The organism is Streptomyces sp. NPDC052299 (genome assembly GCF_040679335.1).
GTDB lineage: Bacteria > Actinomycetota > Actinomycetes > Streptomycetales > Streptomycetaceae > Streptomyces.
The window spans coordinates 1-23,261 of the sequence record NZ_JBFAUP010000012.1 but is presented as its reverse complement, the minus strand read 5'-3'; the positions used below and the strand labels follow the sequence as shown (position 1 = coordinate 23,261).

The window sequence follows — 23,261 nt, the reverse complement described above, 5'->3', positions numbered from 1 at the left end:
GAACGGCGGTAACACCATGAGCGATCCCCTTGAGGAGCGGCTGGCGGAGGCGCTGGCCGAGTTCGAGGAGACCCGCGCCCGGTTGCGGGAAGCGGGCGCGGCGGCGGCGCGGATATCGGCCACGGTGATGTCGAAGGACCGCACGGTGGAGGCCACGGTCGGGGCCCAGGGCCAGCTGACGAACCTCCGTTTCCCCAGCACCCGGTACCGGACGATGCCTCCGGCCCAGCTGGCGAGCGTCCTGATGACCACCATCGCCGCCGCCCGCACGCAGGCGGCGGAACAGCTGGCCGACGTGTACCGCCCGTTCGGCCCGCTGCCGGGGATGTCGCCGACGGACGAGGGAGGTTTCCAGGAGCTGGACTGGGACGAGCTGTTCGCCCCGATGCGGGAGGCGGGAATGCCGACGCCACCGGTCAAGGCGCCGGTCGCAGGGCCGTCGGGAGCTCTGCTCGACGAGTTGGTCGAGGACGAGCCCGCCGACGGCGGACCGCGCGAAGGGGAGGCCCGGCGATGACGTCCCTCGATGTCGACACCGAGAAACTGGGCAAGAGCGGCGAGGACATGGGCGACGTCGCGGACAAGATCAAGCTGCTTCGCGACGACTACCTCGACAAGATCACGTCGTACCACGGCTGCTGGGGGGACGGGGAGTTCGGCGAGAAGTTCGGCGAGAAGTACGGGGAGGGCGTCGAGTCCGCCCGTACCGGGATACGGGAGCTGGCCGCCGCGCTCCTCGGCAGTTCGCAGAGCCTGAAGGACGCGGCCAGGAATTTCGGCAAGCTGCAGCAGGGCATCACCGACACGTTGAACGTGCACACCGGAAGGCGCTGACCGGTGTCCCTGGAGTTCCCGCCCGACTGCGCCTGGCTGTTCGCCGCCCTTACCGGCGAGAAGCCGCCGAACGGCGACGAGGACAGGATGTTCGAGCTGGCCGAGGTCCACAAGGACCTGCACGGCAAGCTGTCGAACGACTTCAAGCAGCAGATCTCCGAGGCTCTTGGGTTCACCCGCCAGAGCTTCGACGGGGACGCCGCCGCGATGTACCAGGCGGCCATGAAGAGCTTCATCGGCGAGGAGGGACTCAGCTACTTCGACGCGGTCGCGGACCAGGCGAAGCTGCTGGGCGACTTCACCCGCGCGGGCGCGACGCAGCTCCAGTACACCAAGTACATGATCATCGCCCAGCTGGTGGAACTCCTGCTGGAGGCGGTCGTCGCGGCGGCCCTGGCGTTCTTCTTCGGCGCGTCGATTCAGGCGTACCTGGCGAAGGTCGCCGTCGTCCGCTTCCTCATCCGCTCGTGGCTCGGGCGGCTCGTGATGACGGTCCTCATGCACGAGGTGATCAATGTGGGCATGGGGGTCGCCATGGACCTCCTCGTCCAGTGGTCGCAGTTGAACCAGGGCTCCCGCGACACGTACGACGGCACGCTCACCAAGGGCGCGGCGCTCTCCGGAATGGTCCAGGGGCTTCTGGCGGGTCCCTTCCAGTTCCTGGGCAACAAGTTCGGCAAGGGCCTCGCGAAGATCTTCGGGAAGGACGGCGGCCGGACCCTCGGCAAGGAGATCGACAAGGCCCTGCCGCCCCCGCCGGTGCACGGACCGAAGGGCCCGACCGGTGTGGGCCCCAAGGCGCCGAAGACCTTCGGGGACGACATCGCCAAGAACTTCGCCGACCACCTGCCGAAGACGGCGGGGCCCGGCGCCAAGGCGGCCGGGGACGCATTCGTGCACGCCGTCGGCGACACGTTCAAGAAGCACCTCGGCGGCAACGAGGCACGGGACGCCGGCCGGGCGTGGGCGAAGGCGCTGCTCACCCACACCGGGAAGCCGGACCTCCCGGAGTCCCTCGGCAGGGCCCTCGCACCGCTGGGCAAGGAAGTGACGGGCGGTCCACTGGGCAAGGTGCTGAGCCAGGGCGCAGCCGATGTCCTCGCCCGGAACGTCCTGCGATCGGTGGCGGGCGCCGGGGCGCTCGGGCTGGGTAAGGGCGTGTTCGAGGGGGTGCACGCGGCCGTCTCCGAGGGCACGTACAACCTGGTCTTCAGCGACGAGCACACCTTCAAGACGTCCGGGCTGACCTTCGGCTCGGGCATGGCCGAGGGCCGGATCGGGCACCTGCTGGAGACCCGGGGTGAGCACTTCGGCGCGGACCTGCGCAACTCGGTACTGGAGGCGGGGCTGAAGCTGCCGGGCCACGGGGCGCAGGCTCCGGGCGGACCGTCCGACGACGGCTCCGGCGGGGGCGGGGCTGCGAACGGGGCTGCGAGCACGGGCGGGGCTGCGAGCACGGGCGGGGCTGCGGGCATCAGCACCGAGAGCACCGGAGGGGACGGCGGCTCCCAGGCCGCCCTCGCGGTCACGCAGGACACCGAGGCGACCTTCGACCCGCTGGACCTGGACCACCTCACGCTGGACGACGAGGACACCGCGCCCGGGGACGACGACACGCCTCTCGTCTCGCCCGTGGCGCAGGTGGCCCAGGTGCCGCAGGCACCGAACGGTCCACCGACCGCGACGCCGCACGCGACCACGTCCACGACGCCGCCGACGCACACCGCGGCGGCACCGCCCGTCGTGGACAACGCGCAGAAGAATCAGGTGTCGGCCAACACCCCCAACTCCTCGTCCACCACCACGTCCTCGCCGACGGGTCAGGCACCGAACCTTCCGAGGACGACCTCGAAGACCGTCGTCGAGGAGCAGGAGAACCAGGAGAACACCGACCGGAAGCGGGAGTCCGAGACCGAGAACAAGCAGCTCGAAGCCGAGAACAAGCAGCAGCCCGAGACCACGAGCAAGCAACCCGTACCGCCCACCGAGTCCTCGAACGACGTCCCGCTCTCCCCCGGGCAGAAGCGTATTGCCCGGAGTGACGACTCGAACACGTTCGACAATGGCGGCAACTCGTCCTGGAGCCCCAGCCAGGCGCCCTCATCGCAGGACTCCCCTCTCCATACGGCCATCGTGATCCCATCCGAGTCGGACATAGAGCGGTCCGACGCCACCGAGCTGGTTTCCCCGCTCTCCGACACGGAGAACCCGGTCTCCACCGAGGTGGAAACCTTCGGGACTCAGGACAGCGAGGGCATCAGCGGTGTCCACTTCGAACCCGTCACGGAAGAGGTGGCTAAGAACCTCCAGAAGGAGACCCTGGAACGGCTGAAGGACATCACCGGCCTGCCCTTGGAGCAGCTCGACGAGGCCCGCACCCAACTCTCCACCCTGCTCTCGCCGCAGGCGCTCCACGACCACCGGGTGATGCTGTTCAGCAAGGACGGCCACACCATCACCGTGACGGTCAACGGAAAGCCCTACGCGCTCGACGTACAGCTCCAGCTGTCCCGGCCCAGGCCCTCCGCGCTCCACGGGACCGGCAAGCGGCAGCCGCCGCACAACAACGAACAGCGGCAGACCGCCGTGCTCGACACCACGCACACGGCGTCGACCACCGCCGTGCGCACGGTGTCGGTGAACGCGCTCTCGCACTTCTTCTCCTGGATCACGGGGGTCACCACCGGAACACCGTTCAGCTTCAACATCAACGCCACCCACCAGCAGACGAACCTGTCATCGACGGTGAGCGGCGCGGTCAACTCCACCAGTCTGCTACGCAGTACGGAGACGGCCAGCCCCTTCGACTACACGGTGTCCGGCCGTGTGCGGGCGTCCACCTCCGAGCCGTTCCAGCCGATCGGCCAGGACGGGAGCGAACTGGGCACGGTGACCGCCTGGTTCCCCGAGCACCTGGCCCTGCCCGATTACGGCACGGAGGGCGGCAAGGTGTTCGCGACGCCCGAGGACCTTGCCAGGCACCTGGCCACCTCGCCCCTGTGGGTCATGGACTCCATGTCCGATCCGGGGAGCCTGCTGCGCGAGGTGCGCGAGCGGTTCGGGAAGGAACTCGCCCTGCTCGGGCCGGACTCGCTGCGCGCCGTGGAGAAGTACTTCGGCGCGGAGTACCTGCTCGGGGCCCTCCCCATCCAGCACGAAACGGACCGGCCCGGCGGCACCGTCGGTACGTTCTCGCCGGTGCTGCTGAAGAAGAACGGCGCCGCACTCGGCATGTTCAAGGTCACGGCCGAGATCCAGGGCCGAACGGACGCCCCCGACATCAGGGTGGGCTCCAAGTACAGCCTGGAGCGCTTCCTCGAACGCCAGTTGAAGGCCGACTCGCTGGCGAAGGTGTCCTCGGCGGTCGGCCCCGAGTTCGCGGCGGGTGTGGCCTTCAACGAGATGCCCGCCGAGGCCGACAAGGCGTTCCGGGACTTCAACCCCAATGGTTCGTTCCAGCTCAAGGGCAGCTACAACAAGCAGTGGGACCGGGCCTTCGGCGCCGGTGCGATGCACAGCGTGACGCACAACATCCGCACCAACGACGGACACATCCTGACGCCGGCGAACGTGGTCTACAAGGTGGAGTTCATTCCGACGGACGGCACGCGCAGCACGCCGCTCGACATGCCTCCCACGCGTGTCCGGATCAGGACCCTGAGCCCCGGGGCCGCGACCATACCCGCCGCCGGAGCGGAGAAGGAGCCGCCCCCCGAGGTGGCACACCTGGACTCGATCGGTCTGACCACCACCCCGCTCGCGGTCCACGGCGACGGTGTCGGCACGGTGTTCGACCAGGCCCGCGGCTGGCTCCGGGACAACGGTTACCTGCCGCAGCCGAAGCCGTACAGAGTCGGGGACCAGCGTCTGGTCCTGACTCAGCTGGAGAACCTGCGCAGGCTGTCCCTGCTGGAGTCCCAGTACGGCATGCTCGGCATGCTGGACGAACTGGTCGACGGCGGCTCCCCCCAGTACTTCAGCAAGCCCACGCTGGGCGGAGGAGAGGAACGGGTACGCCTGGACTTCACCCTCGACCGCGACCTGCGCGAGGACAGGTCAACCACCCACACCAACACGCTGAGTGGTGTCCACCTGCCCAGCATCAGCACCGTCTCCCTGCCGGGCACCGGTCAGCAGTCCTCCGGCACCACGTGGACGGGCGGAGGCGGCGGGCAGGGCGGCGGCCATCCTCCCGGGCCCCTCGGCCTCGCCGGCACCCTCGATTACAAGTACACGTATCAGATGACGGACACCTCGACGGCGGGCGGCGGCCTCTCCCAGTCGCAGTTCATCCTGACGTCCAATCAGACCACCGAGGTCTTCCGCGTTCCGGCCGTCTTCGCGGTGAACATCGTGACGGAATCCGGGCCGCTGCCCGGCGGTTCCTTCACCTCGAAGGACCAGGAGGTGAACGTCGACCTCGCCGTGCCGCATGACCGCACGACGCAGGTCCCGCAGACGTACGAAGAGGCCGTCGTCGAGCCCGTCGGCACCCCGCTTCCCGCCGACGACACCACCTTCCTGCTTCCCGACAGCTCCCTCGTGGACGTGCTGCGGGGCAGCAAACAGCTGTACCAGGCGGTCGAGTCGATCCTGGCGGACATCGCGGCAGGGCAGAAGGACCAGCAGTCCGCGCCCGTACAGCAGTCCGCGCAGGCTCCCGGAGGGGACAACGCGTCCATGCCCGGCGCGTGGCCGGAGGAGTACGAGCTGGACGACCTGGCGGAGCGGGGAGAGATCGGCGACACTCCGCCTCCGCCTCCGCTCCCGTCGTCGTCCTGGTTCGACGTCACAAAGTCCGCCTTCGGTTATCTGGGGAATGCGCTCCACCAGTTCGTGTCCGGCGGCGACTCCACCGACGGGACGATCCTGCTGCACGAGGCGCTGCACGCCCAGCTGTCCCCCGCCGCCCTGCTGGCGCGGGCACACCAGCTGGTGAAGGGCGTCTTCGTCATCGACGACCTGTTCGTGCCCGGGAAGACGGCGGGCACCGACCTGGTGGTCGAGGTACGGGCGGTCCTCACCAACCCGAAGGACCTCGGTCTCGTCACGCAGTACGGCGAGACGGACATCGGCGTTACGGACAGCGCGTCGCACCAAAAAACGAAGGCCACCTCGCACGAGTTCAGCCTCGGACTCGCCGGGAAGTACGGGCAGAGCCGGGAGGAGGTGGAGCAGCAGGAGACGGCGCCGACGACCACGGGGGGCGGGTCATTCAAGGGCATCTATGGGTTCGGCACCGGCTCGTCGGCCACGACGTCCGCCTCGACCAACATCACCCGGGTGCCCTCCGAGAGCGGCGCGCAGCACCGGATCAACGCCGACATCCGGTACGAAATCACCGTGCGCCACGGCCACCGGCGGGTTTCGCCGTTGAACGAGACCGCACCACCCGTCACCCGCACGGTGCACGTGCCGGGCGGCATCACGTTCCTCGCCACCGACGCCCAACTGCGCCGCAGCGGAACGATGCTGGAGTCGTTCGTCCACGACGACGAGGGCGGCACGGCCCCGGGGAGCCCACAACTGCCTCACCACTTCGTGGAGCACGGTGTGCTCGGCCTCGCCGCCGTGCTGGAGGCGACGCCCCTGGAGAAGAAACTCGACCCCCCAGGCACCACCGAGACCACCGAGACCACTCAGACCACACAGACCGCGCAAACCACGCCCGCCACCAACGACGACCCGCGGCGCCCTCACCTCCTGCGCGAACAACTCACCGAGCTCGTGACAGCGCACGCGCCCGGCAGCCTCACCCCCGGCCACCGCAACTACGTGCCCGGCCTGGCCCAGCGCATCGCCGACTACACCTCCCCCATCGCCCTCGCCGCCCTGCCGGGCCGCGGCGCGGACGGGGAGCTCACCTTCACCTTCCCGTACACGGACGGCCTCGTCACGCGTACGGTCACGGTCCGGATGCACGGCAAACCGAACTGGACCAAGGAGGAGTTGCGGCGCGTACGCGGCAGCCGGGCGAACACCGGCGCGGGCGTGGAGAACTACTCCTCGCACGCACCGGCCAACGTCGCGACGAGCCACAGCCGGACCAGCCGCTGGGGGGTCGGGCTGTCGCTCAGCATCGCGCGCCTGCTGCCGTTCGGGCGTGTCACCCCCAACCCGTCGTTCAGCGGCTCGAGCGTGCGCACGGATACCGTGAGCACCAACCTCAGCGCCGAGGACCGGGTATGGCAACGTGTGGAAGGCGGCAACGAGTTCACACTCGGCTACGTGTTCGGCGCCAGCCTCGACGTCGACGGCGAACAGAAGGGCTCGATCGAGGTCGACGGCCGTGTTGTCCTCCGGTTCGCCGGGGACCACGACGAGCAACCAAATCCGCAGCGCACGTGGGAGCCGGTGGTCCGCGGCACCACCTCCACCGATCCCCGCCTCTCGGGCCCGCTCCAGACCGCGACTCCGCTGCGGCCCACCGGCGACGAGGTCGTGTACGCCCTCAACACCCAGGACGAGCTGCTGCGCGCGGTCCAGGAACTGGAGCCCAGCCTCGCCGGCGGTGACCTCACTTCCGGGACCTCGGCGGAGAGCGCCGCCGTCCGGCTGACCGAGCTGGTGCACGGCGGGAAGATCACCATGGACCCGGTGCGCATGGCCGCCGGTGCGGGCGGCGCGGTCACCGGCACCGGGAAGCACCCCCAGGTCACCCTTTCCACCCAGCTCTACCGTCCGCGTCTCCTCGACTCCACCAAGAACGTGACGCTGGACCGGCTGCGGATCACGGGCTTCACCACGTCGACATCGTCCTCGAACGCACGGAACGCGGCGCTGGGCTTGGGAATCACCGGCACCACGAATGCGGGCGGCGGCTTCGACTTCGGCGGCTCCACACCTCTCAGCCAGTCCCGGTCGAGCGGACAGGGCGGTGGCGCCTCCGCCGTCTCCCGCCACTGGGAGAAGACCGGAACGTCCGGCCCGATCGACGCCGAACAGGGCCTGGTCACCCACCTGGTAGAGGTCGACACCGTGACCACCGTGACGGGCAAGGACGGCAAGGTGCGGTACGTGACCGGCACCGCCGTCATGCGCGTCTCCGAGCGTGACCTGCTCGGGCTCGGCGTGCTCGACGAGGCGGACCGGGGCGAGGGCGTCTTCGACCTGTCCGCCCCGGACGTGCGGAACAGCACCCTCGCCCAGATCGCGTCCATGATCCTCGCCGCGGAAAGCTCACTCCCGGCGGGTGCGGTGCCGCAGCTGTGGCTGGACCTGGGGACGAATCCCACTCCGGAAGCGCGCCTCGACGCCCTGTACCGCGCGCAGATCATCGCCCAGCAGAGCGGGCGCACCGTGGAGCTCGCTCTGCGCGACCAGGACGGCACCCGCATCTGGACTTTCCGCCCGGAGGGGTCCCCGTTCCCCGATGTAGACGGGACGCGCAGCCGTCTGCACGCGGCACGCGAGCAGCTGAAGCTGTTCGAGGCCGAGCACGGCCGACGCAGACCGGACGCCGACCCGGAGGGGGCGCTGCGGCGCGCCGAGGAGAGCCGCGTCGCCGCAGATCTCGACGTGGACCTGGCCCGGCAGAAGCACGCGGAGAAGCTCACCCGTGTGGCCGGCGACGAGGTGGCCGAGGCGAAGGCACGCGCCGCCCTGGCCCAGGCGGAGGCTCTGTTGCGACGCACCCACGACGAACTCGGCCGGGCGACCCCCGACCGCGTCGACATGCTGACGCGGCGCGCTTCCATGCTGCGCGAGGAGATGGCGCCGCTGGAGAGCGAGGTCGCATCCTACGACGAACTGCACGCCGCGGAAAGGCTGCTGGAGGAGCTCCGCGAGAAGCAGGCGAGCGCCCTGCGGGTCGAGCACGCCGCCCGGCTGGACCTCCTGTGGCACCGGGCACGCCTGGCCGCTCAGGAGGCCGAGAACCTGCACATCGCGGCGCAGGCGGAGATGCTCGCGCTCGGCCCCGCACTCGCCCGGGCCCACCTCGACCGCGATACCTCGGTGCCCGGCTTCCAGGTGCCCCCGGTCACGGACCCGACCGCCCAGTCCCTGGCGTCCCTCACCCCCGAGTGGCCCGCGGCGAAGAGCCCCGGGACCGTCACGACACCGCCGGGGGGCCAGTCCGGCACCGACCGCACCCGTGCGCCGGGGAAACGGACGAAGAATCCCGTGCTGCCGCACGAGGTGGCACGGTTCGAGGAGACGGATACGGCCGCCGTCCACACCGAACGCTTCGATCCGAAGCAGGTCCAGACGCGGCGGGAGGCGGGCCGCCTCAAGGGCTCCATGACGCTGATCCGCAACCACGTGCGCCGGATGCGGATGCCGGACGGCCGGATCGTGCGGCAGTTCTTCGTCCCGCTCCCCATCCGCCTCACCGACGGGCTGACCCGACAGGACCTGGCAGACTTCGAGGCCCGGGTGCAGTCGGCCCTGGACACCATCGTCAACGCCGGTTACGTGCTGCCGGATTCGGGCGACCAGCTCCATGTGACGGCCGAGTTCTCGGAGGAGGAAGGCACGCACAGCGAGGCGGTGACGCTTTCCCGGGCGGACGGCACTCCGAACCGTGCCGACCAGCGCACCTGGGACGTGGGGCACAGCGACGCGGAGCTCGTCCACGAGATCCTGCACTACCTCGGTCTCGCCGACGAGTACTCCGACGCCCGTGAAGCGCCCGAGAACCGCCACCTCTTCCGGCGCCACGACTCCGCGAGCGCGGTACGCGACCGAGGGCTCATGGTGAACACCAGTCAGGAAAGCATGCAGAACCTGCCGCAGGACTACCTCGCCACCATCGAGCGCGTCAGCGAGAACGCCGTCATCCGGACCTACGACGTGAAGGTGCCGCCGCCCCCGCCGGGGCTCTCCGACCTCGCCCTGGAGATCCTCACCGGAGGTGCGGCGTGAACCGGCGCATCTGGCGCAGACGCCCCTCTGCGCCGGCGCCCACCGCCACCGCACCTGCCGCGCCGCACACGGTGGTCGAGGAGTTCGGAACGGAGACCGGGGCGGGTGGTGCGGCCGGCTTCCTGCTGCGCTCCTCCGCCGACCGCCGTACGTCCGTACGCGACCTGGCCCGCCGCCTGCCCGTCGACCGGGACCGGCCGGTGATCGTCGTGGACGTCCCGGCGGACGCGGCGGGCAACCTCGGCGAGGAACTGGGCGGCCTGCTCGCCCGGCTCCGAGACGAGCACCGCACCGCCGCCCGCCTGGTGATGTCCGGCGCCGCCGCGCCCAAGCCCGACGGGCTCCTGCCCCTCGCCCAGCGGCTGGCCGACGCGTGGGACCTGGAAATCGAGGCTCCGGACGCGGCGGCGGTCCTGGTGCCCGGCGGCGGGTTGTACGTCGCCGAGCCGACGACCCCCGCAGGCGGCTGGTGGCGGTTCGCGCCGGGCTCGGAGCCCGTGGCCCTGGGCGCCCGCCTCCCGGCGCCCCACTGGCAGCGGGCGCTGGCCAGGGTCCCGCTCGGGGACCTGGGCGGCTGTGCGGCGCACCGGATTCCGGCGGGCCTGCTGCTCAGTCCCGCCGGAGCCGCCGCTCCCGGCCCCGGTCACGCGGCGTACGCTCTCGCGGTGCACCCGGAGCGGATGACCGTGCTGGTGGGCGGCGCACGGCCCGACGCGGCTGAGGACCTGGCCGCGCTGCTCGCCCGGCTGCCCGCCCGCCTGCGGGACCGGGCGCGGCTCGCACCGGCCGGCGGTGACGATCTGCTGCCCGCCGCCCGGCGGACGGCGGACCTGCTCGGCGCCGAGGTGGAGGTCTGCACGGGCGTGCCCCTCCCCTCGGCCGACGCCCACCGCGAGCGGATCTGGCTGACCGCGCCGGACGGCACCTCCGCCTGGCCCGCGCTGCTCGCGTCGGTGCGCTGTGGGCCTGCCGGGACGGACGGTCCTCGACCGGTGCACTGGCTGCTGCCCGCCACCGTGGGTGAACCCGGCTCGGAGCCTGCGGTCCGGCGCCTGGGCGAGGGGTGTTACGCGGTGGCGGTGCGGGCGGGCCTCTGGGTGGGCATCTCCTCGGCGCCCCCGCACGCCGTCCTGGAGCGCCCGGCCGAGGCGCGAGCGGCGCGGATCGAGATCGGCGACGCCGACACGGACGACGCGGAGCGGGACACCCTCCTCGACGCGCTCGCGGCCCTGCTGCCCGAACTGGACGAGGAGGTGCGCGAACACGCCGAGGTCTCCGCGCCGGCCGACGCGGACCGGGAGACGGTGGCCACGCTGCGGCGCTTCGCGATCCGCCACGGGTTGGCGTTCACCGCGAGCGCCGCACCGGTGCCCGAGAGGCCGGCGCCCGCCCCGGACCTCGAAGCCGCCCCGGACCCCGAGCCCGCCACAGGCCCCGACTCCACCCCGGGCTCCGCGTCCACGCCCGCCGCGTCGCCCACCCCGGCGACGGGGCCCGAATCCACGCCGACCCGGGAGGCCGCTCTCACCCCCGAAGGCGCCGGGCCGGAAACCCCGCCCCTCTCGTTGCCCGAACCCACCACCGAGTCCGGGACCACCCCGCCACCCGGGCCTGCCCCGACCGGGCCGGAACCCGGGACCCCGCCGCCCCCGACCGCCGCGCCCACCGCGGCAACCGTCCCGCCCCCGATCCGCGCCGCCCGTCCGGCCACGAGCAGCCGCTCCAGCACCGAATCGGCCCTCGGCCCGGCGCCCGAGGCGGCCCCTCCGGTCCCGGCGGCCCCGGTCGCGCGGGCAGAGGTGCGGACGGCCGAGGCCGGACCTCCCCCGGCCGCGGCGACGACTCCGCGCCCGCCCCGGCTCGCCGCACCCGCGCGGGCGGCGACCGGCTTCAGCAGCGACGCCGACCGGGCCGCCTTCCGCGAGCTGGCGGCGGCCGTATGGGCGGACTACACCGGGCCGGTCAACCGGACGATGGTCCGGCTCCCCGCACTTCGCGGCCCCGCCGAGGAGCAGGCCCGGGTCGACCTCGTCGCCGTACACCTGTACCTGGCGTCGCCGCCCGACGGGCGGTTCGGCGCCTTGGCGCTCGCGGCCGAAGCGGGGTACACGGAAGGCGAGTTGGCACCGTATGCCGCCTGTCTCGCCTCCGGGCTCCGCAGGCTGCCGGCACTCAGGGGCACGCTGATGCGCGCCGTGCCCGGACCCGGCATCGCGGACGAGGCCGTGGTGGGGGCCGTGCTGCGGTGCGACGCCCCGCTCGACGTCGTGCACCTGGAGCAGAAGGGCGCTCCGTCGCCGCCGCAGGACCACGTGCGGTACGTCATTCGGCCGATGACCGCCCGGCGCACGTCGATGCTGGCGGATCCGGGCGACGCCGGTGTGAGGGCGTTGTTCGCGGCGGGCACGGAGTTCACCGTGCTGGCCGCGCACGCAGCCGCCGGGGAGCGCCCGGCGCGCGTACTTCTGGCCGAAGTGCCTGAAGGAACAGCTCAGTTCAGGCAGCCGCCACCTGACGTGGTCGCCCGGCTCGACGAGGCGGCCGGTCCGGTCGACAGCACTTCCGGGGCCGGCTGGCCCGCCCGCTGCACCGGCCCCCTTCCGCGCCGCGCCTGAACCGGTGGCGCCCCTCCCCTCGCCCTGCTTCATCTGAAAGGCATTTCATGACAACCAGCGAGTCCGCCGCCCGCGCGGTGGCCGTCCAGGCCCCGGCCGAGGAACCGGTCACCGGGCTGTTCCCCGAGAAGGCGTCGGCCCCTCCGGAACCCGAGGAAGCGGTCCGGCCGCAGACCGCACCGGCCCCCGAGGCAGAGACCGAGGCCGAGACAGAGGGCCAGGGCGCACCGGAAGCCGGACAGGCCCGGGCCCGGCCCGAGACCGACCCGGACGGCGAACCCGAAGCCCGGACGGAGGCGGAGGAAGAGGCGCCCCCCGCCCCCGCACAACCCGCCACCACCCCCGGCCGCCCCGGAAAACCCCTGGTCGCCGCCGCCGTGGCCGGGGGCGTGATCCTCATGGGCGCCACTCTCCTGATTTCCGGCCTGTCCGGCTCGGACGACGAGACCGCTCCGACCTCAGCCGCCGCCCCGGCCGGCAGCCGGATGGGCCCCGACGGCTCGGGCCCCGGCTTTGTCCCCGGTCGGCAGAACGCGCCGGGCGACGACACCACCCGGGCCCCGCGCAAGGGCAAGCCGACGGGCTCGAGGCCGAACGGCAAGGGCGGCGACAGCGCGAAGATCGGAGGCGTGCACGAGGCCGGCGCCCCGGAGGGGAAGAGCGCCGGACACGAGGTTGGAAAGACGGGCACGACGACACGGAACACCACGGCGAAGACGTCCGGGACCACCGAGGAGGCGGCCGCCGATCACAGCAGCTCCGGCAAGCCCCCGGCCGGCTCCCCCGCCAAGGACGGCGCCCAAGTGGCCCCCGTCACGTACAGCCACTTCATAGGCCCCGGCTGCAACACCCCGGGCTTCGCCACGTCCGACCGGTGGCGCGACAGCAACGAGGGGTGGCGCGGAAGCGGCGGCAGCCAGACCTCGTACGGGTGCAGTGGGTTCTACTACAGCCTTCCGATGTCCGGCAGTTCCACGAAGACGACCGACTGGGCGCAGTGGAAGTTCCCCACTGGCGATGTGGACAGGGGCAGTTGTCAGGTCTCGGTCTTCATCCCGAACGTCAGGGACGTCAGTTACGTCGGCGGCAGCCCCGCCCACTACACGGTGCACCGGTACTTCGAAGCCAAGTCGAGCACCGTGGTCGACACCTTCGAGATCAACCAGACCGCGCACCTTGGACAGTGGGTGAACGCGGGGACGTTCCCGGTGAGCACCGGCAAGATATCGATCGTCCTCGACAACCGGGGCAGCGGCGCGAACAACCGGCACGCCGCCGCCGCACCGATCAAGGTGAACTGCAAGTCGTCCTGACCGAGAGGCCGCCTGAGTACGCCGAACGAACGCCGGCGCACTCAGGCGGCATTCACCCTTTGCGACGGCCCGCCATCAGTGCCACGTACACGACGAGCGAGGCCGCGAGGCCGACCGCCCAGCCGTAGTCCGCGAGCGGTTTCAGGAACGGGATGACGCCGTCCGAGGGGAACGGCCCCTCCCCCGGCTTCGAGTGGGAGCCGCCGACCGCCAGGACCCCGCCGACGGCGAACGCGGTGACGGCCCGCCAGTTCCAGCCGCCCGTGTACCAGTAGCGCCCGCCGGGCCGGTAGAGATCGGCGAGGTCGAGCACGGTGCGGCGGACGATCCAGTAGTCCGCGATCAGGATGCCGGCGACCGTGCCGAGCAGCCCGCCGACCAGGCCGAGCCAGGTGAAGATGTACAGCTCGGGCGTCTCGGTGAGCTTCCACGGCATGATGACGACGCCGACGACTCCGGTGATCAGCGCCCCCGTGCGGAAGCTGATGAACTTCGGCGCGAGGTTGGCCAGGTCGTACGCGGGTGAGACGACGTTCGCCGCGATGTTGACGGAGATCGTCGCGACCAGGACGGTCACCAGGGCGTAGAGGAGTCCGAAGACGTTGTCGGTGTGGGCGACCAGCTCGACCGGGTCCCAGACGGCCTTGCCGTAGACGGCCTGCGAGCCGGAGGTGACGAGCACCGAGAGCAGCGCGAACAGGGTCATCGTGGTGGGCAGTCCGAGCGACTGGCCCCGGATCTGGGCGCGTTGGCCCGCGCCGAAGCGGGTGAAGTCCGGGATGTTCAGGGAGAGCGTGGCCCAGAAGGCGATCATGCCCATCAGGGACGGGAAGAAGACGGGCCAGAAGTCCTTGCCCCAGCCCAGCTCCGACGGCTGGTCGAGCAGCGGTCCGAAGCCGCCCGCCTTGACCGCGATCCAGACCAGGAGCACCACCGCGCCGACGATGACGAAGGGCGCGGCCCAGTTCTCGAACCGGCGCAGCGCGTCCATCCCCCGGTAGATGATGGCGAGTTCCAGGGCCCAGAAGAGGACGAAGCACAGCCAGAGCGTCCAGGGCTGCCCGCCGATGTCGGACGCCTCGGCCCAGCCGCCGAACACCTTGCCCAGCAGCGTGAAGATGCCGACGCCGCCGATCCAGGTCTGGATGCCGAACCAGGCGCAGGCGACCGCCGCCCGGATCAGGGCCGGGAGGTTGGCGCCGCGCAGCCCGAACGAGGCCCGGGCCAGCACCGGGAAGGGGATGCCGTACTTGGGCCCGGCGTGGCCGGTGAGCAGCATGGGCCCGAGCACGATCAGGTTGGCGAGCGCGATGGTGAGGACGGCCTGCTTCCAGTCCATGCCGAGGGCGACGAGACCGGAGGCGAGCAGCCAGGACGGGATGTTGTGGGCCATCCCGACCCAGAGGGCGGTGAAGTTGTACGTGTTCCAGTTGCGCCGTGCCAGGGGGACGGGCAGCAGGTCCGCGTTGACGAAGCGGTTGTCGTCGGGGACGGCGCCGGGGGCGAGTTCGACGCGGTCGGAGGAGGCCGGTATGGGCTCCGGGGCGGAGGACGGGGAGGGTGGCGCGGTCGATGTCATGGCGGCTGGACCCTTCGCTCGGGGCGGTGCCGTGCGGGGCGGGGCGCGGGGGGTTCGCGTACGACCGTGGGGGCCGTCAGTCGGTGAGGGCGGGGATGACGGCGGAGCCGTAGGCGTCGATGGTGGCTTCGCGGGCGTCGTGCATGTTGTACACCGCGAACTGATCGACGCCCAGACCCTTGAGGTGTCTCAGCTTCTCGGCATGGGCGGCGGCCGGGCCGAGCAGGCAGAAGCGGTCGACGATGGCGTCGGGGACGAACGCGGTGTCGGGGTTCCCGGCCCGTCCGTGGTGGCTGTAGTCGTAGCCCTGCCGGTCCTTGATGTACGCGGTCAGCTCGTCCGGGACCAGGCCCGAGTGCTCGCCGTACCGGGCGACGAGGTCGGCGACGTGGTTGCCGACCATCCCGCCGAACCAGCGGCACTGGTCCCGGGCGTGGGCCAGCGCCTCGGGCGAGTCGTCGTCGGTGACGTAGGCGGGGGCGGCGACGCAGATGGTGACGGAGTCCGGGTCGCGTCCGGCCCCGGCCGCCGCGTCCCGCACCGCCTTGATCATCCACTCGGTGAGATACGGGTCCGCGAGCTGGAGGATGAAGCCGTCGGCCTTCTGCCCGGCGAGCGCGAGGGCCTTGGGGCCGTAGGCGGCCATCCAGACGGGGAGCCTTCCGTCCTTGATCCAGGGGATGCGGACCGGGCTGCCGTCCACCTCGGCCTCGCGGCCCTCGGCCAGGTCGCGGATGACGTCGATGGCCTCGCCGAGCCGGGCCAGGGTGTTGGGCGGGCGCCCGGCGACGCGCATCGCGGAGTCGCCCCGGCCGATTCCGCACACGGTCCGGTTGCCGTACATGTCGTTGAGGGTGGCGAAGGTGGAGGCGGTGACCTCCCAGGTGCGGGTGCCCGGGTTGGTGACCATGGGGCCCACGGTGAGCCGGTCGGTGTGTTCCAGGATGCTGCTGTAGATGACGAAGGGCTCCTGCCAGAGCACCGCCGAGTCGAAGGTCCAGCCGTAGCGGAAGCCGTTGCGTTCGGCGCGGCGCATCAGGCTGATCACGGCCGACGCGGGCGGGTCCGTCTGGAGGACGAGTCCGAAGTCCATTGCCGTTGCTCCTAGGGGGTGTCTTGTCGATCAGGGTCGGATCAGGCCGCGGCGTCTGGTGCGGTGCATCGCAAGGCGCCGGAGCGTCTCGATAGCGGAGCTATTGGGGCGTTTCGGCAACGCCGCGAGGTGCCGTGCCAGGCGCCGCGGACCCGGCCATGATCGGCAAGACACCCCCTAGTTCAGGTACTGACAGGTGGCTCTGGGGGTGTAGATGCCGTGGCCGGTACGGCCGGTGTACGTGCGTCGGTCGATGACGACCTCGCCGCGCGAGAGCACCGTCTCGACCTGGCCGGTGAGATGCTTTCCCTCGTACGCCGAGTAGTCGACGTTCATGTGGTGGGTCTCGGCGGACACGGTCTGGCGGGCCGCGGGGTCGTAGACGACGATGTCCGCGTCGGCGCCGGGCGCGATCGTGCCCTTCTTGGGGTAGAGGCCGAACATCCTCGCCGGGGACGCGCAGGCGATCTCGATCCAGCGGCGTCGCGAGATGTGGCCGTCGACGACCGCCTGGTGCAGCAGGTCCATGCGGTTCTCGACGCCCGGCATGCCGTTGGGGATCTTCGAGAAGTCGCCCCGGCCCAGCTCCTTCTGCCCGGAGAAGCAGAAGGGGCAGTGGTCGGTGGAGACGACTTGGAGCTCGTTGTTGCGCAGCCCGCGCCACAGGACTTCCTGGTGCTCCCGGGGCCGCAGCGGCGTGGAGCAGACGTACTTGGCGCCCTCGAAGTCCGGTTCCGCGAGGTTGTCGGTGGAGAGGAAGAGGTACTGCGGGCAGGTCTCGCCGAAGACCGGCTGCCCCTTGTGGCGGGCGGTGGCGATCTCGGCGACGGCCTCGTCGGCGGAGACGTGCACGACGTACAGCGGCGATCCGGCGACCCGGGCGAGCTGGATCGCGCGGTGCGTGGCCTCCGCCTCCAGCGCCACCTTCCGCACGTCGCCGTGGTGGCGGGGGTCGGTGCGGCCCGCGGCGAGGGCCTGCTCGACCAGGACGTCGATGGCGATGCCGTTCTCCGCGTGCATCATGATCAGGCCGCCGTTGGACTCGGCCCGCTGCATGGCGCGCAGGATCTGCCCGTCGTCGCTGTAGAAGACCCCCGGGTAGGCCATGAAGAGCTTGAACGAGGTGATGCCCTCGCCGACCAGGAGGTCCATCTCCTTGAGCGAGGACTCGTTCACGTCCGCGAGGATCATGTGGAAGGCGTAGTCGATGGCGCAGTTGCCGTCCGCCTTGGCGTACCAGGCGTCCAGGCCCTCGCGCAGGGAGCGGCCGACGGACTGGATGGCGAAGTCCACGATGGTGGTGGTGCCGCCCCACGCCGCCGCGCGGGTGCCGGTCTCGAAGGTGTCGGCCGCGTAGGTGCCGCCGAACGGCATCTCCATGTGGGTGTGCGCGTCGACCCCGCCCGGGATGACGTATTTGCCGGTCGCGTCGATGGTCCGGCCGGCGGTCCAGCCCGCCGCCTCGTCGCTGTCGTGGGCGGCGAGCGCGGCGATCCGGCCGCCGTCGACGAGGACGTCCGCGTGCATCTCGTCCGACGCGGTGACGACCAGGCCGCCGCGGATGACGGTACGGCTCATGGGTACCCCTCCTCGTTGTACGGGTGGAACGCGGGTGCGGGGGCGGGCCCCGCACCCGCGCGGTGGTCGGCGCTCAGCCCACCGTGCGCAGCGCGTCGGCGAGGATGTCCGCGCCCTCCTCCGCCTCGGGGATCGCGAGCGAGAGGGGCGGGGCGATGCGCAGCACGCTGGTGTTGTGGCCGCCGCCCTTGCCGATGAGCAGGCCGCCCTCGCGCGCCGCCTCCAGGACGGCCGCGGCCGCTTCCGGGTCGGCCTCGTCGGTGCCGGGCCTGACCAGCTCGATGCCGATCATCAGGCCCCGGCCGCGCACCTCGCGGACGCGCTCCGAGGTGGCGCCGATCGCGCGCAGCCGCTCGATGAGCAGGCCGCCGACGCGGCGGGCGTTGCCCTGGAGGTCGTGCTCCAGGAGGTACGAGAGGTTGGCCAGGCCGGCCGCCATGGTGACCGGTGAACCGCCGAAGGTCGAGATGGAGTTGGCGTCCAGGCAGTTCATGACCTCGGCGCGGGCCACCACGCCGCCGATGGACATGCCGTTGCCGATCCCCTTGGCGAAGGTGAGGATGTCCGGCGGCCCGTTCTGGGCGTGGGCCTGCCAGCCCCAGAAGTGTTCGCCGGAGCGTCCCCAGCCCGTCTGCACCTCGTCGGAGATCCACAGCACGCCGTGCCGGTCCAGCACCTCGCGGAACGCGCCGTACAGTCCGTCGGGCGGTGAGGTGAAGCCGCCGACGCCCTGGATGGGTTCGGCGATCAGGGCTGCCGGGGCGCGGGTGTGGCCGAGCAGGTCCTCCAGGTCCGCGACGCAGGCGGCGGTGAACTCCTCGTCGCTCAGGTGCGCGTAGGGGCCGCGGGTGCGGACTCCGCCGTGCACGTACAGGGTCTGGAGCGGTGAGAGGCTGGTCGGTGACCAGGCGTTGTTGCCGGTGATGGAGACCGCGGAGAAGGACCGGCCGTGGTAGCTGTTGCGCATCGCCAGGATCTGGTTCGACCTGCGGTACGTGGTGGCCAGGAGCAGCGCGGTGTCGTTGGCCTCGGTGCCGGACGTGGTGAAGAAGACCCGGGCGTCGGGGATGCCGGACAGCGAGGCGACGCGTTCGGCCAGCTCGATCATCGGGCGGTTGAGGTAGAGCGTCGAGGAGTGGATGATCCGCCCGGCCTGCTCGCTGACGGCCTTGGTGACCTCGGGCAGGGCGTGGGCGGTCATGGTGGTGAGGATGCCGCCGAAGAAGTCGAGGTAGCGGTTGCCGTCGGCGTCCCAGACGTGGCGGCCCTCGCCGTGCGTGATCTCCAGCGGGTGGCGGTAGTAGAGCGCCAGCCAGTCGGGGCTGACGGCGAGGTGGCGGTGGTGGAGGCTGCTCACGGCTGGACCAGCCCCTCGTACGCGTCGGGGCGGCGGTCCCGGTAGAACGCCCACTGCTGCCGGACCTCTTCGATGAGCCCGAAGTCCAGGTCTCGGACGAGGAGTTCCTCCTCCTTGTCACTGGCGACCTCGCCGACGAACTGACCGCGCGGGTCCACGAAGTAGCTGGTGCCGTAGAAGTCGTTGTCGCCGTACTCCTCCTGGCCGACGCGGTTGATCGCGGCGATGAAGTACTCGTTGGCGACGGCGGAAGCGGGCTGCTCCAGCTGCCACAGGTAGGCGGAGAGACCGCGTGAGGTGGCGGACGGGTTGTAGACCAACTGAGCTCCGTTGAGGCCGAGTTGCCGCCAGCCCTCGGGGAAGTGCCGGTCGTAGCAGATGTAGACGCCGACCTTGCCGACCGCGGTGTCGAAGACCGGCCAGCCCATGTTGCCGGGTTTGAAGTAGTACTTCTCCCAGAAGCCCTTGACCTGCGGGATGTGGTGCTTGCGGTACTTGCCGAGGTAGGAGCCGTCGGCGTCGATCACGGCCGCGGTGTTGTAGTAGAAGCCGGACTGCTCCAGCTCGAAGACCGGGACGACGATCACCATGCCGGTCTCGCGGGCCAGGTCCCGCATCCGCCGTACGGTCGGGCCCTCCGGCACCGCCTCGGCCCAGCGGTAGTGCTCGGGCTCCTGCACCTGGCAGAAGTAGGGGGCGTTGAACACCTCCTGGAACCCGATGATCTTCGCCCCCTGCCGGGCGGCCTCGCGGGCGTGCTCCTCGTGCTTGGCGATCATGGATTCGGTGTCGCCGGTCCAGGTCGCCTGGACGAGTGCGGCGCGTACGACGTGGGACATGAGCTGCTCCTTCGACGCGGCGTCAGAGAGCCTCTTCGTGCTTCTTCTACGCCCGTAGACACGTGCGTAGGGGAGAACGTAAGCCCCGTCACACGGCGGGGCAAGACCATCGCAGTGAACCGGCTGAGTCGATCATGTTTCACACCCGTGCGGGCCAGTGCGCCTCAGCCGAGACCCGCGACGCGCAGCGCGTGCTCGACGCCCCGCTCCCGCGCCTCGGACACCGTCCGGGCGGCGGCCAGCAGTTGCGGCGCGAGGCGGGGCGGGTCGACCGAAGCCACCTCGGCCGCTTCCTGGGGCGACCGCACCCGGACGAAGGCGCCGAGCAGCAGTTGGGCCAGCGGCCCCCGGCCCGCCCGTTCGAGGGCGGTCGCGGCGTCGGCGATCTCGGCGGCCGGACGTGCGACGCCCTGCCGCAGCAGCCGCCCGCAGTCCTCGGTGCGCCCTGCCGCGGCGAGCGCGTCCACGGCGGCCGCGAGCCCGTCCGGGGGCAGCGAGGCGGCCTCCCAGAGCAGGGTCGCCCAGTCCGCGCCGAGCCCGGCCCGGTGCAGCTCGACGGCCAGGAGCGGCAGCCGGTGCGCGGGGAGGGCCGCCGCCTCGCAGAGCACGGCATGGGCGTCGCCGCCGCGGCCCTCGGCCCGCAACCGGAGCAGCGCACCGACGGTCGCCTGGGCGAACCGGAGCGCGGCCGGGTCCGGCGGGGCCGTGGGCCGCTCCGCGTCCGATGCTGCGGGTGCGCCGCCGAAGCGGGCACCGCGCGGTGACACGGCGGGCGCGGCGGGGAGGACGGGCGCCTCGTCCGCCCGGCCCGCGACCCCGGCATCCAGTCCGGCGAACCGCGCCCCGGTCGGCTTGCGCTTCCGGGCGGGCGGGGGCGCCGGTGACCGCTCGGCGGCGGGGGTCGGGGGCGCCGGGGACGGCTCCGGCGCGACGGTCCCGGGCTCCCCCTCCATCACCGGCGCGGCGGCGGGTGGCGCCGGAGGCCGCCCCGGCGCCGCGGTCTCCGGCTCCGCGCCCCGCTCCGGCGCTCCCGGCCTCCCCGGCACCGGCGCCGTGCCGATCCGGTCCGGGGAACGGGAGAGCGCCGAGAGGCGCCGTCGGAGTTCGGCGCAGCGGGCCGAGGCGCGGGCGTGGTCGTCGCGGGCCCAGGCGAGCACCCCGGTGGTCTCGTCCCCGTCGCCGCTCTCGCGGGCCGCCCGCAGCCGCTCGGCGGCGTACGCCTGCTCACGGAGCATGAGGCCGAGCCGTTCCACGAGCCGCGCCCGGCCGCCCGGACGGCGGTCGAGACCGAGCGCGCAGTCGGCGTGGAGCCGGGCGGCACGCGTCGACGCCTGCTCCGCGTACGCGGTGCCCCGCACCTCCGCCAGGTCCGAGAAGAGCGCTTCCATCACGTCCCAGGGCGGCAGCTCCGCCCCGTCCAGGCAGGCGCCCATCCCGGCGGGATCGCGTCGCCGGAAGACCCCGTACCAACCGCGGCCGGGATCGAGCAGCGCCACCAGCTCCCGCAGGTGATGCGCGAACTCCTCTACGGATACCGCCTCTTGATGCACCGTCACCGTCACCTTCGGCCGCCGTCGGCTGGAATCCTCCAGCCCGGGCATTGGACCGCGGGCGTGTTACGGGACGGCTACGCGCACTTTGCAACTCCGAGGCGACCGGGGCGGGGCCCGGCTCAGAGGGTGATGGCGATCCCGGTGTGCGGGCGCTTGCCCAGGCGGACGATCATCGCCGGATAGTCGAGGAGCCAGTACTTCCAGGTGTACTTGCGGCCTATGGCCCGGCGCACGGCGGCCGTTTCCCGCTCGTCGAGCAGCCTGGCGGTGCCCTCGGCGCTCGGGGCGCCCTCCTCGGTCCGGCCTCGCACGTCGCAGACGGTGACCCGGACCCGGTTGTCGTTGCGCAGGCGCTTGACCTTCCAGGAGTCGGTCTTGGTCCAGACGAGCAGTTCGCCGCCTTCGGCCACCGCCCAGACGGGGGTGGCGACGGGCGTGCCGTCCTTGCGGTACGTGGTCAGGCTGACGTACTCGCTGCGCGCGAAGTCCTGGAGGCTCATGGCCCCAGCGTAGGCGCGGGGGCGCAAGCGGGGCGCGAGCGGGGCGCTATCCGGCGAGGGGCACGGCCGCCGGTTCCGGGGCGCAGCGCAGCAGGAGTTCGTCCATGGAGAGGCCGAGGGCTCCGGCGAGGGCCGCGACGGTGAAGAACGCGGGGGTGGGGGCGCGGCCGGTCTCGATCTTCCGCAGGGTCTCGGCGGAGATCCCGGCGCGGGCGGCGATCTCGGTCATGCTGCGGGCGCCGCGCGCCTCGCGCAGCAGCAGACCGAGCCGTTCGCCGCGCAGGCGCTCTTCGGGGGTCAGGGGGGTACGGACCATGGCCCCATTCTAATACCGCTCAGACCGGTATAGTAATTGCGGTATTGTAATTGGCATGGTGCAACTCAAGACGGACACATCCATCGAAGCCATGCGTGCGACCGGCCGCGTCGTCGCCCGCATGCTGACCGCCGCCCGGGAGGCCGCCGGGGTCGGCGTCTCGCTGCGCGAACTGGACGAGGTGGCGCGCGGCGTGCTGCGCGAGGCGGGCGCGGGCTCGCCGTTCCTCGGCTACCGGCCGCACTTCGCTCCGGTCCCCTTCCCCGCGGTCATCTGCGCGTCGGTCAACGACGCGATCGTGCACGGCATCCCCACGGACTACCGGCTGCGCGACGGCGACCTGGTCAGCATCGACGCGGGCGCCACGCTGGACGGCTGGGCCGGCGACTCGGCGATCAGCTTCACCGTGGGCCGCGCCCGCCCCGCCGACACCCTGCTCATCGACACCGCGTACAGGGCCCTGGAAGCGGGCATCGCGGCGGCCACCGTGGGCAACCGGATCGGCGACATCGCGCACGCCATCGGCACCGTCTGCCGCACCGCCGGCTACGGCATCCCCGAGGGGTTCGGCGGGCACGGCGTGGGCCGCGAGATGCACGAGGACCCGGGAGTGCCCAACGAGGGCCGCCCGGGGCGCGGGATGCCGCTGCGCCACGGCATGGTGCTGGCCATCGAGCCGATGCTGACCGGGGGCGGCGTGGACACGTACCGCGCGGACCGCGACGGCTGGACCCTGCGCACGACCGACGGCAGCCGCGCCGCACACGCCGAGCACACGGTGGCGATCACGGACGACGGCCCCCGCATCCTGACCGCGCT

At 71.8% G+C, this 23,261-nt stretch carries 14 protein-coding genes; 6 read left to right on the top strand and 8 right to left on the bottom strand.

The window, feature by feature from the left end; translation table 11 throughout:
- Positions 1-16 precede the first annotated feature (16 nt).
- The 5 genes from AB0L33_RS21080 to AB0L33_RS21060 are packed head-to-tail and all read left to right on the top strand — an operon-like array spanning position 17 to position 13,627.
- Positions 17-517: a YbaB/EbfC family DNA-binding protein gene (locus AB0L33_RS21080; protein ID WP_365683574.1), complete on the top strand. Its 501-nt coding sequence runs from the start codon at positions 17-19 to the stop codon at positions 515-517.
- Entirely contained in the window at positions 514-834 is a 321-nt protein-coding gene (locus tag AB0L33_RS21075; protein WP_365683572.1) for a hypothetical protein, read from the top strand. Before AB0L33_RS21080 ends, AB0L33_RS21075 begins: the two co-directional genes overlap by 4 nt.
- Positions 835-837: 3 nt before the next feature.
- Complete coding sequence (locus AB0L33_RS21070) at positions 838-9,699, top strand: hypothetical protein (RefSeq protein WP_365683570.1); 8,862 nt, start codon at positions 838-840, stop codon at positions 9,697-9,699.
- Complete coding sequence (locus tag AB0L33_RS21065; protein WP_365683568.1) at positions 9,696-12,314, top strand: hypothetical protein; 2,619 nt, start codon at positions 9,696-9,698, stop codon at positions 12,312-12,314. The genes AB0L33_RS21070 and AB0L33_RS21065 overlap by 4 nt, the downstream gene beginning before the upstream one ends.
- 47 nt (positions 12,315-12,361) lie before the next feature.
- Positions 12,362-13,627, top strand: a complete 1,266-nt coding sequence (locus tag AB0L33_RS21060) for a hypothetical protein (protein ID WP_365683566.1) — start codon at positions 12,362-12,364, stop codon at positions 13,625-13,627.
- A 52-nt stretch (positions 13,628-13,679) separates the two neighbouring features.
- On the opposite strand, the gene AB0L33_RS21055 is transcribed toward AB0L33_RS21060, so the two are convergent.
- The 8 genes from AB0L33_RS21055 to AB0L33_RS21020 form a co-directional block, all read right to left on the bottom strand.
- Positions 13,680-15,206, bottom strand: a complete 1,527-nt coding sequence (locus AB0L33_RS21055) for an NCS1 family nucleobase:cation symporter-1 (RefSeq protein WP_365683564.1) — start codon at positions 15,204-15,206, stop codon at positions 13,680-13,682.
- A 76-nt stretch (positions 15,207-15,282) separates the two neighbouring features.
- Positions 15,283-16,299 carry a TIGR03842 family LLM class F420-dependent oxidoreductase gene (locus tag AB0L33_RS21050; RefSeq protein WP_365683562.1) on the bottom strand — a complete coding sequence of 339 codons (1,017 nt, stop codon included), beginning with the start codon at positions 16,297-16,299 and terminating at the stop codon, positions 15,283-15,285.
- 177 nt (positions 16,300-16,476) lie between these two features.
- A complete protein-coding gene (hydA, locus tag AB0L33_RS21045) occupies positions 16,477-17,877 on the bottom strand; it encodes a dihydropyrimidinase (protein ID WP_365683560.1) in 1,401 nt (466 codons plus the stop codon).
- A 73-nt stretch (positions 17,878-17,950) separates the two neighbouring features.
- A complete protein-coding gene (locus tag AB0L33_RS21040; protein WP_365683558.1) occupies positions 17,951-19,234 on the bottom strand; it encodes an aspartate aminotransferase family protein in 1,284 nt (427 codons plus the stop codon).
- Entirely contained in the window at positions 19,231-20,073 is an 843-nt protein-coding gene (locus AB0L33_RS21035) for a nitrilase-related carbon-nitrogen hydrolase (RefSeq protein WP_365683556.1), read from the bottom strand. Before AB0L33_RS21035 ends, AB0L33_RS21040 begins: the two co-directional genes overlap by 4 nt.
- A gap of 164 nt (positions 20,074-20,237) precedes the next feature.
- Positions 20,238-21,629 carry a hypothetical protein gene (locus AB0L33_RS21030; protein ID WP_365683554.1) on the bottom strand — a complete coding sequence of 464 codons (1,392 nt, stop codon included), beginning with the start codon at positions 21,627-21,629 and terminating at the stop codon, positions 20,238-20,240.
- A gap of 116 nt (positions 21,630-21,745) precedes the next feature.
- Positions 21,746-22,126, bottom strand: a complete 381-nt coding sequence (locus AB0L33_RS21025) for a PPOX class F420-dependent oxidoreductase (RefSeq protein WP_365683552.1) — start codon at positions 22,124-22,126, stop codon at positions 21,746-21,748.
- A 46-nt stretch (positions 22,127-22,172) separates the two neighbouring features.
- Positions 22,173-22,442: a helix-turn-helix transcriptional regulator gene (locus AB0L33_RS21020; protein WP_365683549.1), complete on the bottom strand. Its 270-nt coding sequence runs from the start codon at positions 22,440-22,442 to the stop codon at positions 22,173-22,175.
- 55 nt (positions 22,443-22,497) lie between these two features.
- Between AB0L33_RS21020 and map the strand changes: the two genes are divergently transcribed.
- A partial coding sequence (gene map, locus AB0L33_RS21015) for a type I methionyl aminopeptidase (protein WP_365683547.1) occupies positions 22,498-23,261 on the top strand: 764 nt, incomplete at its 3' end.